The 12,392-nt window shown below is 71.5% G+C and carries 12 protein-coding genes; 5 read left to right on the forward strand and 7 right to left on the reverse strand.

The genetic code is table 11. From position 1 onward, the window contains the following. Positions 1-45 precede the first annotated feature (45 nt). The 3 genes from ACFSL4_RS31525 (at position 46) to ACFSL4_RS31535 (ending at position 4,098) form a co-directional block, all read left to right on the forward strand. Complete coding sequence (locus ACFSL4_RS31525) at positions 46-894, forward strand: 3-hydroxyacyl-CoA dehydrogenase family protein (protein ID WP_381090479.1); 849 nt, start codon at positions 46-48, stop codon at positions 892-894. Positions 895-1,038: 144 nt separating this feature from the next. Continuing rightward, positions 1,039-1,362: an STAS domain-containing protein gene (locus ACFSL4_RS31530; RefSeq protein ID WP_381090482.1), complete on the forward strand. Its 324-nt coding sequence runs from the start codon at positions 1,039-1,041 to the stop codon at positions 1,360-1,362. A gap of 246 nt (positions 1,363-1,608) precedes the next feature. After that, entirely contained in the window at positions 1,609-4,098 is a 2,490-nt protein-coding gene (locus ACFSL4_RS31535; RefSeq protein ID WP_381090485.1) for an ATP-binding protein, read from the forward strand. Between the two features lie 71 nt (positions 4,099-4,169). Here the strand turns inward: ACFSL4_RS31535 and nucS are convergent, their stop codons facing one another. Further along, positions 4,170-4,841 carry an endonuclease NucS gene (gene nucS / locus ACFSL4_RS31540; protein ID WP_381090488.1) on the reverse strand — a complete coding sequence of 224 codons (672 nt, stop codon included), beginning with the start codon at positions 4,839-4,841 and terminating at the stop codon, positions 4,170-4,172. Positions 4,842-5,145: 304 nt separating this feature from the next. Here nucS and ACFSL4_RS31545 point away from each other — a divergent pair, with 304 nt between their 5' ends. Continuing rightward, complete coding sequence (locus ACFSL4_RS31545) at positions 5,146-5,538, forward strand: SCO5389 family protein (protein ID WP_381090491.1); 393 nt, start codon at positions 5,146-5,148, stop codon at positions 5,536-5,538. 77 nt (positions 5,539-5,615) lie between these two features. Here the strand turns inward: ACFSL4_RS31545 and ACFSL4_RS31550 are convergent, their stop codons facing one another. Further along, entirely contained in the window at positions 5,616-6,644 is a 1,029-nt protein-coding gene (locus ACFSL4_RS31550) for an LLM class flavin-dependent oxidoreductase (RefSeq protein ID WP_381090493.1), read from the reverse strand. 219 nt (positions 6,645-6,863) lie between these two features. Between ACFSL4_RS31550 and ACFSL4_RS31555 the strand changes: the two genes are divergently transcribed. After that, on the forward strand, positions 6,864-7,190 hold the full coding sequence (locus ACFSL4_RS31555) for an ATP/GTP-binding protein (protein ID WP_381090496.1): 327 nt from the start codon (positions 6,864-6,866) through the stop codon (positions 7,188-7,190). Positions 7,191-7,195: 5 nt separating this feature from the next. Here the strand turns inward: ACFSL4_RS31555 and ACFSL4_RS31560 are convergent, their stop codons facing one another. The 5 genes from ACFSL4_RS31560 to ACFSL4_RS31580 form a co-directional block, all read right to left on the reverse strand. Further along, positions 7,196-8,065: an ABC transporter permease gene (locus ACFSL4_RS31560; protein WP_381090499.1), complete on the reverse strand. Its 870-nt coding sequence runs from the start codon at positions 8,063-8,065 to the stop codon at positions 7,196-7,198. Next, on the reverse strand, positions 8,062-9,324 hold the full coding sequence (locus ACFSL4_RS31565) for an ABC transporter ATP-binding protein (RefSeq protein WP_381090501.1): 1,263 nt from the start codon (positions 9,322-9,324) through the stop codon (positions 8,062-8,064). The genes ACFSL4_RS31560 and ACFSL4_RS31565 overlap by 4 nt, the downstream gene beginning before the upstream one ends. Positions 9,325-9,436: 112 nt before the next feature. Then, complete coding sequence (locus ACFSL4_RS31570; protein ID WP_381090504.1) at positions 9,437-10,207, reverse strand: ABC transporter permease; 771 nt, start codon at positions 10,205-10,207, stop codon at positions 9,437-9,439. 3 nt (positions 10,208-10,210) lie between these two features. Beyond that, the gene (locus ACFSL4_RS31575; RefSeq protein ID WP_381090507.1) at positions 10,211-11,188 is read right to left on the reverse strand and encodes an ATP-binding cassette domain-containing protein; all 978 of its coding nucleotides are present in this window, start codon (positions 11,186-11,188) and stop codon (positions 10,211-10,213) included. Between the two features lie 109 nt (positions 11,189-11,297). Beyond that, a complete protein-coding gene (locus ACFSL4_RS31580) occupies positions 11,298-12,236 on the reverse strand; it encodes a coiled-coil domain-containing protein (protein WP_381090510.1) in 939 nt (312 codons plus the stop codon). Positions 12,237-12,392: the final 156 nt, after the last annotated feature.

The following is a 12,392-nucleotide window of genomic DNA, read 5'->3' on the forward strand; positions in this document are numbered from 1 at the left end:
CCGCCCGAGAGGCATATACGAGCAGCGCGTCAGGGGAGTCGCACAGTGGCACGGAAGCTTGCCGTCATCGGAGCCGGACTGATGGGTTCCGGCATTGCCCAGGTATCGGCCCAGGCCGGCTGGGACGTCGTCCTGCGTGACGTCACGGACGAGGCGCTGACCCGTGGTACGGACGCCATCAAGTCCTCGTACGACAGGTTCGTGAGCAAGGGCCGGATGGAGGCGCGTGACGCCGAGGAGGCGCTCGCCCGCATCACCACGACCACCGACCTCGACGCCGCCGCCGACGCCGACGTCGTCGTCGAGGCCGTCTTCGAGAAGCTGGAGGTCAAGCACGAGATCTTCCGGACGCTCGACAAGCTCGTCCGCGAGGACACCGTGCTCGCGTCGAACACCTCCGCCATCCCGATCACCAAGATCGCGGCGGTCACCGAGCGCCCGGAGCGGGTGGTCGGCGTGCACTTCTTCTCGCCGGTGCCGATGATGCAGCTCGTCGAGCTGGTCCGCGGGTACAAGACGAGTGACGAAACCCTGGCCACGGCCCGCGAGTTCGCCGAGTCCGTCGGCAAGACCTGTATCGTCGTCAACCGCGACGTCGCCGGGTTTGTGACGACCCGTCTCATCTCGGCGCTCGTCGTCGAGGCGACCAAGCTGTACGAGTCCGGTGTGGCCACCGCCGAGGACATCGACCTCGCCTGCAAGCTGGGCTTCGGCCACGCCATGGGGCCGCTCGCCACGGCCGACCTCACCGGCGTCGACATCCTGCTGCACGCCACCGGCAACATCTACACCGAGACCCAGGACGAGAAGTTCGCTCCGCCGGAACTGATGCGCCGGATGGTTGACGCCGGTGACTTCGGGCGCAAGAGCGGGCAGGGTTTTTACACGTACTGAAACCGCACACGCCTCTGGGGTTTCGCCTCATCGGGTGAATTTGGTATCGGTTCGCTTACAGATGGCAACCTGATCGGCCACCAGGCAGTCAGACGTTGCAAACCACAACGCGGAGTACGACGAGGCACTCTCGGGGAGCGGATTATGCACATCAGGGGCGACCACGCCGGGCTGGTCGTCGGGGGCCGCCTCGACGTCCGCAGCGCGGCGGACGCCCGTACGGTCCTGCACTCGGCCGTCGACGACGGAGTCGGCGACCTGGTGCTGGACCTGTCCGAACTGGACTCCTGGGACGCCACCGGACTCGGGGTGATCATGGGGGTCCACCGGCGGGCCGGGCGGTGCGGCCGGCGGCTTGTGCTGCGCGGTGTGCCGCCGCAGATGCAGCGCCTGCTGGTGGCCACCCGGCTGCACCGGATCCTGGCCATCGAGGGCGGCATCGGGGTGGAGTCGCTGCCCCGGGTGTGACCGGGCGGTACGCGGTGCCACGGGAGTGAACGCCGACGAACCGCACGTCGGGCGCAATCCTCACGAGACTGTGACCTCTCGGACGGGGTGGCACCCCGGCTTGTCAGCAATACTGTGCGAAGGTTTAGGGTTCGGCTGCCCGCCGCCCGACACCCTTGAGCGGGTACCGGACCAGAAAGCGACTGCGCGGTGTGCGACACGGCCGGGAGGGGCTCAGGCACACGACGCTTTGGGGGGCTTGGACCTATGGACCCGAACAACCCGGGACCCGTGGAGCACGGTCATGAAGGTGACGGCGGCACGCCGCGCCCGCGCCCGCCACGGGATCCCCTGACACCGGACTTCGGCCCGTCGGCACCGGCGCTCGCCCGTACCGTCCGGCTCGTGTCGGGCGACCTCCTGCTCACCGTCAACCCCGTCGACGGCAGCGAGGTGGAGCCGTGCCCGCCGGGGCAGCGGACCGAACGCCCCGTGAAGCGGACCGCCGCCGAGCGGGCCGAACGCGCCCGCGCCGTCCGGCCGCCCGTCCCGGCCGGTCCGGCACAGCCGCGGCTGCCGCTGCTGGAGCGCCAGGAGGAGCGCGAACGGCTCGTGCGCCTCCTCGCACGAGGCCGGTCCGTCCGTCTCACCGGCCCCTCCGGCTCCGGCCGCACGGCCCTCCTGGACGTCGTCGCCGAGGACTGCTCGGACCTCGCGCCCGACGGCGTCATCCGTCTCTCCGGCTACCGGCGCACCACGGGCGAACTGCTGTACGACCTCTTCGCCGCCGTCTACGACGCGCCCGGGTACCGCCCCGAACGGGACGAACTGCTGCAGCTCGCACGGGAGATCGGCGCCGTCGTCGTCCTCGACGACCTGGAGTCCGGCGGCAGCGCACTCGATGAACTGCTCGACGCGACGCCGGAGTGCGCGTTCCTGCTCTCCGCCACTCCCGAGGTGCCCGCGCCCTCCGCGGGCTCCCATGTCGAGGAGGTCTTCCTCGGCGGGCTCGACCGATCGGCCGGGCTGGACATCCTGGAGCGCTCCGTCGGCCGCGACCTCACCGAGGAGGAGGCCAACTGGGCGGGCGACCTCTGGTTCGAGTCCGAGGGACTGCCGCTGCGCTTCGTGCAGGCCGGGGCGCTGCTGCGGCAGCGCGACCGGCAGCGTGCTGACGCGGACACCTTCGACGAGTTCGGCGTCTTCCGGGAAGCGCCGGTGGACGCCCCCTTCGACACCGGGGACGGGCAGGACGTCCCGCTGCCGTCGCTCGCGGAGGCCGCCGCCGCCGCGCCGCTGCTCGCCTCCCGGCTGAGCGCGCCGGCGCGCGAGACGCTCAAGTTCGCGGTCGCGCTGGGCGGCGAGGTGCCCGACCAGACGCATCTGCCGGCCCTCGCGGACGACACCCACGCGGACGCGGCGCTTGGCGAACTCGTCGGCTGCGCGCTGGTCACCCCGGTCGGCTCCCGCTACCGGCTCGCGACCGGGGTGCAGGCCCAGCTGGAGGCCGCCGGGTACGCGACCGGCGCCGAGGAGTACGCCGTCAAGGCCGCCCGGCACTACGCATGGTGGGCCGGGCATCCCTCGGTCACCCCGGAACGGGTGTCGGCGGAGGCCGACGCCGTGCTGGCCGCGCTCACCGCCGCCGCGGCGCTGCCGCCCCCGCCCGCCGAGGACGAGGACGAGGGCGAGGACGAGGACGCGGGGAGCGTCGCCGTACGACTGGCCCGGCAGGCCGTGCCCGCGTTCGCCGCGGGACTGCACTGGGGCGCCTGGGAGCGGGCGCTGCGCTCCGGCGCCGAGGCGTCCAGGCTCGCCGGAGAGGTCGGGGAACAGGCCTACTTCCACCACGAGTTGGGCATTCTCGCGCTCTGCGGCGGGCAGTTGGAGCGGGCCCGCACCGAACTGGAGGCATCCATCGGGCTGCGCGGCGCCCTGGCCGACAAGCGCGGCACGGTCGCCGGGCGGCGCGCCCTCGCCCTGGTGGCGGACCGCTCCGGTGTGACGCCGCCCGGCGGGTACACCGCGGCGGGCGGGGAGGCACCGGACGCGCGCCCCGAGGAGCGCCCGAAGCCGGACGGCATGCCGCTCGCCGCTGTGGCAGGGGACACGGCGACGCTGGTCACCCACCAGGCCGCGGCCGACCCGGCGCCCGGCGCCGGCGGAGTCCGGACCCTGGTCAAGGGCACCCGGCGCAACCTGGTGGCCGCGGGCGCCGGAGCGGCCCTCGCGGTCGTGCTCGGCACCGTTGTGACGCTCGGCATGACCTCCGACGGCGACACCCAAACCCCCTCCGACAGCGTCCGCGTGGGCCCCTCGGCGAGCCAGGGCACGAACGACGACGGCCTCGGCGCGGACAAGGCCGACGACGGCGCCGGAGGCGGCTCGGACGCGACGACCTCCCCGACGCCCACGAACCCCGGACCGGACGGGACCTACGGCACCCTGGACGACCCCACGCCGCGCGTCACCCTCCGCCCGTCGGGCAACCCGACGGGCACCAGGGGGACGACCCCGTCGACGTCGCCGTCCGAGCCGCCGTCGAAGCCGCCCACGCCGAAGCCGTCGGCCTCGCTGCCCGACTCGCCGAGTCCGAGTGCGTCGCCGAGCGGGTCGTCCACACCCACGCCGTCGGACACGCCGACGGACACGCCGCCGACCTCCAACTCGGTCAGTGCCCCGGCGCCCGGGTCGCCGACCACCTTGAGCGGTTCGGCGAGCGCGCCGGCGAGCAGCGGGTCGGAACCGGTGCTCTGACGCGGTTGCGCGCGGCGGAGACGGNNGCACGGCCGGGGCCCGGCCCCGGCCGTGCCTCCGGCCGCCGACCGTCAGAACAGGCGCAGCTTGTCGTCCTCGATGCCCCTGAGCGCGTCGTAGTCCAGGACCGCGCAGCCGATCCCGCGGTCCGTGGCCAGGACGCGGGCCTGCGGCTTGATCTCCTGGGCGGCGAAGATGCCGCGCACCGGGGCGAGGTGCGGGTCGCGGTTCAGGAGTTCCAGGTACCGCGTGAGCTGCTCCACGCCGTCGATCTCGCCACGCCGTTTGATCTCCACGGCCACGGTCCGGCCCTCGGCGTCCCGGCACAGGATGTCCACCGGGCCGATCGCCGTCATGTACTCGCGGCGGATGAGGGTGTAGCCCTCGCCGAGCGTATCGATGCGATCGGCGAGCAGTTCCTGCAGATGCGCCTCCACGCCGTCCTTGATCAGGCCGGGGTCCACGCCCAGCTCGTGCGTGGAGTCATGGAGGATCTCCTCCATCGTGATGATCAGTTTCTCGCCTGCTTTGTTGATGACGGTCCAGACGCCCTCCTCGTCCTGCGCACCCTCCTTCAGGGTGCAGGGCGGCGACATCCAGTTGAGGGGCTTGTAGGCCCGGTCGTCCGCGTGGACCGAGACGCTGCCGTCCGCCTTCACCAGGATCAGACGGGGAGCGGAAGGAAGGTGGGCGGTGAGACGGCCCGCGTAGTCGACGGAGCACCGGGCGATGACGAGACGCATGGTCGGCAACGCTACTGGACGCCCCCGGGCCCGCGCGATTCGCCCCTGTGAGCCGACCGCTCCGGGCTCCGTCCGCGGATGCCGCCACGCCTGCTCTGTTGTCCAGAGTTGCCCCCGTTTGTCGTTGGCTTGTTGTGTGCCTCAAGGGAGTTGGCGGTGTGGGCATTCTCCTGGTGCCGCCACCGGCCGTTGCCTACCGTAGTGAACGGGAGGTTGTGCGGTGTGTACGCAGCGTGTCCGATTCCGCGGAACTCCCTTCCCTGTCCGTCAACCCCGGTTGTCCTGGGGTGCGAGAGGAGAACCCATGTCGCTCGACGTCTCACCGGCCCTACTTGAACAGGCCGAGCGAGGCGAGGTCGACGAAGCCGAATTCGTCGACTGCGTCCGGACCTCCCTGCCCTATGCATGGGAGATGATCAGCTCCCTGGTGGCCCAGCTGAAGGTGGACGGCGGTGACTTCGCCGACAACCAGACGCCCCCGCCGGACGAGCGGGCACGTGGCCAACTGCTGCGTGCGCTCGCGAGTGACGCCATACGCGGCGCCCTGCAGCGGCACTTCGGAGTGCGCCTGGCCTTCCAGAACTGCCACCGAGTGGCGGTGTTCCCGCTGGACCCCGCGGTGGGCGACACACTGGCCCGCTTCACCTCGGTCCGCAGCCAGATCCTCAACCAGTCGCCGGAACTGCGCGACTGCTGACGCACACCGAGCCGCACTGCTTGCCGCTCCGTACGGGGGGAGGTGCAACTGTACGGAGCGGCAGGCTCCCGGCGGACTCAGCGGAGGCGGGGAAGGACCTCCGCACCCAGTCTCCGTACGTTGTCCTCCGTCGCCGCGAGGTCGCCGGAGCCCTCGACGAGCAGCGCGAAACGCGCGATGCCGGTCCGCTCCGAGGCCGCCATGAGCCGGTCGGCGCACAGGCGCGGGGTGCCCACCGGGTGCAGCCCGCACAGCAACTCCGTGTACGCCAGGGGATCCCGCATCGTGCGGGCCCTGCCGTCGACCGTCATATGCGCGTCGAGCCCCTGTTTCAGCCAGCCTGGCATCGCCTTGGTCAGCGCCTCGACCGCGTCGCCGTGGCGGTCGGCGATCTGGCAGACGCCGGCCGAGACATGACCGGCGCCGGCCACCACGTCGCCGTCGACGCCCGCCGCGCGCGCGTACGTCCGCCACTGCGCCACCATGTCCGCCTTCTCCTGGTCCCCGACATGCATGCCGAGCAGCATCGGCAGGCCCCGCTCGGCCGCCATCCGTACGGTCGCCGGTGAGGTGCAGGCGACGAGGACCTCGGGGCCCTCGCTGTCGGTGAGCGACTCCGCGGGCCGTGGGACGACCGGGACCTCGCGGAAGTTGAATCGTTCCCCCGTGGCCGCGACGGAGGGGTCGCGCAGCCAGCGCACCAGCAGATCGAGTGATTCCGGGAACCCCGTCTCGTACGCCCGCAGTCCGGAGCCGAAGACCTCCAGGTCCACCCACGGCCCGCCGCGCCCCACCCCGAGCGACAGCCGCCCGCCCGAGGCGATGTGCAGCAGCGCGGCCTGCTCGCCGAGTGCCACCGGGTGGACGGTGGGCAGGACGCTGACCGCCGTGCCGACCCGGATCCGGCGGGTGCGGCCCAGCAGCAGCGCCGCCAGGGTGATTGCCGACGGGCACGTCCCGTACGGCACGAAGTGGTGCTCGGCCAGCCACACCGTGTCCAGGCCCGCTTCCTCGGCGACCTCGGCCGACCGCACCGCGCGGTGCAGCGCCTCTCCCTGGCCCTGTCCCGGGAACTGGGCGGCCAGTACAAAACTTCCTACGCGCATCGCACTTCCTGCTTTCCTGGCTCCGACGCGGAGCTCCCCCACCCGGCATAACCGTCTGACATGTGCCCAAGTAACGGCTTGACGGAGAGATTTGCGGATTGTCTGGAGAATGAGCCGGTGGGATGGGGGTTTGTCAGGGTTGGGGTGTACGCGTACCCTCCTGCGCGGCGCGTACGCTGGAGACGACTCCTGCTTTCCCTACAGCCCGTGAGGTGTTCCGTGTCCCCGCGTCGCAACCGACCCAAGGGCTCCGGCTCCGGCCGGAGCGCGGACGACGGCAACTCCCGTTACGGCGGTTGGCAGTCGACCGAGAGCTGGCGGGGCGAGGAGTGGAGCGTGCGCCATGTCGCGGGCGCCGGCGCCGTGGGCAAGACCTACCGGTGCCCCGGCTGCGACCAGGTGATCCCGTCCGGCGTCCCGCATGTGGTGGCCTGGCCCGAGCACGCGGGCGTGGAGGACCGCAGGCACTGGCACAAGGCGTGCTGGAACGCGAAGGACCGCCGCACCAAGCGGGTGCAGCGGTCCCGTAACGCGCCGAGGTACTGAGGCGGCTACACGTCGCGCTTCTCCAGCAGCAGGCAGGCGCCGCCGAAGGCGACGGCCGTCACGCCGAGGACGATCCACAGCGGGTCCCAGCCGGAGGGGCCGGACCTGCTCAGAGAGTTGGCGTAGAAGACGCTGAGCTGGTTCGGGATCGAGTACTCGAACAGGGCCTGGCGCAGGTCCGCGAGCGACTCCGAGAACATGAACAGCGCGATCACCAGCGGCGCGAGCACCGTTCCGATCATGATGGTGATGGCGCCTGCCGAGTGCCGGACCATCGAGCCGACGACGAGCGAGAGCAGCCCGAGCAGGGCGATGTAGAGGGAGACGCCGACGGTGCCCTTCAGCCAGTCGGCGCCGGAGGGGTCCTTGGCGCCGTGACCCTCCAGCAGCGCCACATCCGCGAGGGCGACGAGGGAGGCGGCCACCAGCGTGACCGTGAAGGCGACGAGGAAGAACACGATCGCCTTCGCCGTGAGCACCCGCACACGGCTCGGGCACGCGGTCATCGTGGTGCGGATCATGCCGGTGCCGTACTCCGAGGCGGTGGTCAGCACGCCGAGCGTGATGACGCACATGCTGCCGAGGAGCAGCCCGAAGAATCCGAGAGAGAGGGGGTTCTCGCCCTGGAAGTCCGCCGACGAGCCGGAGACCAGCGCGGCGGTGGCGAGGCCGATGCCGATCACCAGCACGGCGAACACCCCGAGCGTCCACATCGTGGAGCGCACCGACCTGATCTTCGTCCACTCGGAGGCGACGGCGTGCCCGAGGTGGGTGCGCACCACCGGGATCGGCGAGGTGTAGGTGGGGTGGGCGGCACCGGGCGCCGTCTGCCAGACGGGCGCGGCCTGAGGCATCGGCGGCTGGGGCGTGCTCATCGGGCGTCCTCGGACTTGGTCGTGTCGACGGGGGAGGCGGGGGCGGGGGCGGGCTGTGCGGGCGGCTGCTGGGGCGCGGGAGCGGCGGCCGGAGCGGCAGGGGCCACGGGCACGCCCGGGGAGGCCGGCTGCGCGTACGGGTTCGGCCCTCCGGCACCCGGCGCGGCGGGTGCGCCGTACGGACCTGCGGGCGGCTGCCCCGGCTGCCCGGGCATCGCGAAGGGCTGCCCGCCCTGCTGGGGCGGTGGCGGGGCGTACCAGCCCGGCTGGCCCTGGCCCGGTACCGGCATCGGAGGCTGGAAGCCGGGCGGCAGCGGCTGCATCAGCCCTTCCTTCTGGTCGATGGTCGAGCGGTAGTCGACCGCGCCCTGGGTCATCCGCATGTACGCCTCCTCCAGCGACGCCTGGTGCGGGGACAGCTCCCACAGGCGTACGCCGGTGTCGTGCGCGATGTCGCTGATGCGCGGCAGCGGCAGCCCGGTGATGCGCAGCGCGCCGTCCTGCTCGGGCAGGACGTGCCCGCCCGCCTCGGTGAGCGCGGAGGTCAGCTTCTCCCGTTGCTGCGGCTCGGTGTCGGGGGTGCGGACGCGTGCGAAGTCCGCCGAGTTGGCGGAGATGAAGTCCTTGACGCTCATGTCGGCGAGCAGCTGCCCCCGCCCGATCACGATCAGGTGGTCGGCGGTGAGCGCCATCTCGCTCATCAGATGGGAGGAGACGAAGACCGTACGGCCCTCCGCGGCGAGGGACTTCATCAGGTTGCGCACCCAGAGGATGCCCTCGGGGTCGAGCCCGTTGACCGGCTCGTCGAAGAGCAGCACCTGGGGGTCGCCGAGGAGCGCGGCGGCGATGCCGAGTCGCTGGCCCATGCCGAGGGAGAACCCCTTGGACCGCTTCCGGGCCACGTCCTGGAGGCCCACGACGCCGAGCACCTCGTCGACGCGGCGCGCCGGGATGCCGGAGAGCTGGGCGAGGCACAGCAGATGGTTGCGGGCGGCCCGGCCGCCGTGCACGGCCTTGGCGTCGAGCAGGGCGCCCACCTGGCGGGGGGCGTTCGGCAGCTTCCGGTACGGGTAGCCGCCGATCGTCACGTGCCCCGCGGTGGGGTTGTCCAGGCCGAGGATCATCCGCATGGTCGTCGACTTGCCCGAGCCGTTCGGCCCGAGGAAACCGGTGACGGCGCCCGGCCGCACCTGGAAGGAAAGGTTGTACACGGCCGTCTTGTCGCCATAGCGCTTCGTCAGGCCGACTGCCTCGATCATGCTCCGCACCCATCGAAAGGTTCAGGACGTCGGGGCGCATGCTGCCCCCGTAAGGGTTAGGAGGATATCCGGGCGCTGACGGTTCCGGCCAAGAGAATGCAGAGCCCGGGATTCAGGCGTCCCGTCGCTTCAGCACGGCGTATCCGCCGGCCACGGCCGCGATCACCCACAGCACCATGATGCCCAGGCCGCCCCAGGGACCGTACGGGGTGTCGTCGCCGGGCCTCGGCACGACCTGCATGATCCTGCTGCCCGCCTGGTCGGGCAGGAACCGGCCGATCTCCTTCGTCGCGGAGACGTTTCCCAGGACGCTGGAGATCAGGAAGAAGAACGGCATCAGGATGCCGAGCGACAGCAGCGGCGAGCGCAGCATCGCGGCGACCCCCATCGAGAACACCGCGATCAGCGTCATGTACAGCCCGCCGCCGATGACCGCGCGCAACACACCGGGGTCGCCGATCGCCGCCCGGTGCGGGCCGAGCATCGCCTGCCCGAGGAAGAAGGCGCCGAAGGCGGTGACCATGCCGACGACCAGGGCGAGCGCGGCCGCCACCGCGATCTTGCAGAACAGGAACGTGCCACGCTGGGGGACCGCGGCCAGCGAGGTGCGGATCATTCCGGAGCTGTACTCGCCCGACACGACGAGCACCCCGAACACGATCATCGCCAGCTGCCCCAGTCCCATCCCGGCGAAGCTGATGAAGGTCGGGTCGAGGGAGAGCCGGGCCCTGAGGCTCATCCGGTCGAACTCGCTCCTGGTCAGGGCGGAGATCAGCATGCCCAGTGCGACGGTGACGACCAGGGCGACCGAGAGCGTCCACGCCGTGGACGCGACCGACCGGATCTTGGTCCACTCCGACCTGATGACCTCCGGCGCCGCCATGGTTCAGGCTCCCTTCCGCCGGCCGCCACCCCACTCCTGGCGCGCCGCCCGCCGCGTCCAGGTGCCCAGGGGAGTGCCGCTGTGCGCGTGGTACTCGACCGACTCGGCCGTGAGCCGCATGAACGCCTCCTCCAGGGAGGCATGCCGGGTACTCAGCTCGTGCAGCACGACCTGGTGCCGGGCGGCCAGCTCGCCGATCAGCTCGGCCTTGCCGCCGTCCGCCTCCAGCACCCCGCCGCCCGACTCGACGACCGTGACGCCCGCCCCGTGGAGCAGGTCGAGCAGCCGCTCGCGCTGGGGGGAGCGGATGCGGACGTAGGATCGCGCGTTCCGCTCGATGAAGTCGGCCATGGAGGTGTCGGCGAGCAGCCGGCCCTGGCCGATGACCACGAGATGGTCGGCGGTGAGCGCCATCTCGCTCATGAGATGGCTCGACACGAACACGGTCCGCCCCTGCGCCGCGAGCGATTTCATCAGCGTGCGGATCCAGTGGATGCCCTCCGGATCGAGGCCGTTGGCCGGCTCGTCGAACATCAGGATCCGCGGCTCGCCGAGCAGTGCGCCCGCGATCCCCAGACGCTGGGCCATGCCGAGCGAGAAGCCCTTGGCCTTTTTGCGGGCGACGGCGGTCAGGCCCACGGTGTCGAGGACCTCGTGGACACGGGCGGAGGGGATGCCGTTGCTCTGCGCGAGACAGAGCAGATGGTGGAAGGCGCTGCGGCCGCCGTGCACGGCCTTGGCGTCGAGGAGCGCGCCGATGGAGGTGAGCGGGTTCCGCAGCCGGTCGTAGTGCCTGCCGTCGATGCGGACGTCGCCGGAGGTCGGGTGGTCGAGCCCGAGCACCAACCGCATGGTGGTGGACTTCCCGGCACCGTTCGGGCCGAGGAAGCCCGTGACGACACCCGGCTCCACGGTGAAGGTGAGGTTGTTGACCGCAAGCGTCTCGCCGTACCGCTTCGTCAGCCCCTCCAGCTCGATCATGCGGCCACGCTAAGACCGGGGACCGCGGCCTGCCACCTGACGACGAGGGCCCGCACCCCCGAAAGGGTGCGGGCCCAGGACTTCGTCAACCGGTCGGGCGGTCAGGCACTCACCGGGACTGCTGCGCCGGAACCCCGCGGGAGATCGGCTCGTCGTCGGTCGACGGCGTGCCGGCCGCGGCCACCGCCGCGCCCGTGAGCGTCGCGAGCATCTCGCGGACGTTGGTGAGCTGGGCGTTGATGGAGTCGCGACGGTTCGTCAGCGCCGCCAGCTCGCGCTCGGATTCCGAGCGGATGCGGTCGGCCTTGGCGTTCGCGTCGGCCACGATGTCCTCGGCCTGGCGCTGGGCCGTCTCCACCGTCTGGCGGGCGCGGCGCTCGGCGTCCGTGCGGAGCTTCTCGGCCTCCAGGCGCAGCTGCTCGGCACGGTGCTCGATCTCGGCGAGGCGCTTCTCGGCCTTGGCCTGACGGGAGGCCAGGTCGCGCTCGGACTGCTCACGCCGCTTGGCGAGGTTCGTCTCGAAGTCGGCGGCGGCCTGCGCGGCCTTGGCGCGGGTCTCCTCGAAGAGAGCGTCGGCCTCCTCCCGCTTGGACTGCGCGTCCTTCTGCGCCTCGGCACGCAGCTGGGAGGCGTCGCTCTTGGCCTTCTCGACGATGCGGACGCCCTCGTCCTCGGCCTTGGCCTTGCGGTCCGCTGCGAACGACTCCGCGTCGTTGCGCACCTGCTGGGCCGCCGACTCGGCGAGCTCGCGGTGCTGCTCGGCGGCGCGGCGGGCCTCCTCGCGCAGGTCCTTGGCCTCCTCCTCGGCGAGGCGGAGGATCTTCTCGACGCGCGCGCCGAGACCCGCGTACGACGGCTCCGCGTCGCTGACGGCGGCCTGGGCGTTCTGCGTCTCGAGGTGGAGTTCCTCGATGCGCTTTTCCAGGGCGGTGATGCGGGCGAGAGCACTGTCACGGTCGGAGACGAGCTTGGAGATCCGTTCGTCCACCTGAGCGCGGTCGTACCCACGCCGCACAAGCTCGAAGCCGTAGGGGGAAGTGTCGCTCATGGGGTTCCTGTCGAATGAGACCGGTGAGGTGATAGAGGGAATCCTAGGGGCCAATGCGGCGTGTCATCGAGCGGATACGTGTTTGATCTGGAGAATGACACTCCTTTTGGGTGGCTGACGGCCCCAGGTCTTGCCACAGGACGTGCGAATCGTCCC

Source organism: Streptomyces caeni (assembly GCF_042678285.1).
Lineage (GTDB): Bacteria > Actinomycetota > Actinomycetes > Streptomycetales > Streptomycetaceae > Streptomyces > Streptomyces caeni.

Bases quoted from the DNA above. Each gene is read 5' to 3' on its own strand.
- ACFSL4_RS31570 (WP_381090504.1), bottom strand. From the start codon at position 10,207: ATGGCGGCGCCGGAGGTCATCAGGTCGGAGTGGACCAAGATCCGGTCG.
- ACFSL4_RS31535 (WP_381090485.1), top strand. From the start codon at position 1,609: ATGGACCCGAACAACCCGGGACCCGTGGAGCACGGTCATGAAGGTGAC.
- ACFSL4_RS31575 (WP_381090507.1), bottom strand. From the start codon at position 11,188: ATGATCGAGCTGGAGGGGCTGACGAAGCGGTACGGCGAGACGCTTGCG.
- ACFSL4_RS31560 (WP_381090499.1), bottom strand. From the start codon at position 8,065: ATGAGCACGCCCCAGCCGCCGATGCCTCAGGCCGCGCCCGTCTGGCAG.
- ACFSL4_RS31550 (WP_381090493.1), bottom strand. From the start codon at position 6,644: ATGCGCGTAGGAAGTTTTGTACTGGCCGCCCAGTTCCCGGGACAGGGC.
- ACFSL4_RS31545 (WP_381090491.1), top strand. From the start codon at position 5,146: ATGTCGCTCGACGTCTCACCGGCCCTACTTGAACAGGCCGAGCGAGGC.
- ACFSL4_RS31580 (WP_381090510.1), bottom strand. From the start codon at position 12,236: ATGAGCGACACTTCCCCCTACGGCTTCGAGCTTGTGCGGCGTGGGTAC.
- ACFSL4_RS31530 (WP_381090482.1), top strand. From the start codon at position 1,039: ATGCACATCAGGGGCGACCACGCCGGGCTGGTCGTCGGGGGCCGCCTC.
- ACFSL4_RS31565 (WP_381090501.1), bottom strand. From the start codon at position 9,324: ATGATCGAGGCAGTCGGCCTGACGAAGCGCTATGGCGACAAGACGGCC.
- nucS (WP_381090488.1), bottom strand. From the start codon at position 4,841: ATGCGTCTCGTCATCGCCCGGTGCTCCGTCGACTACGCGGGCCGTCTC.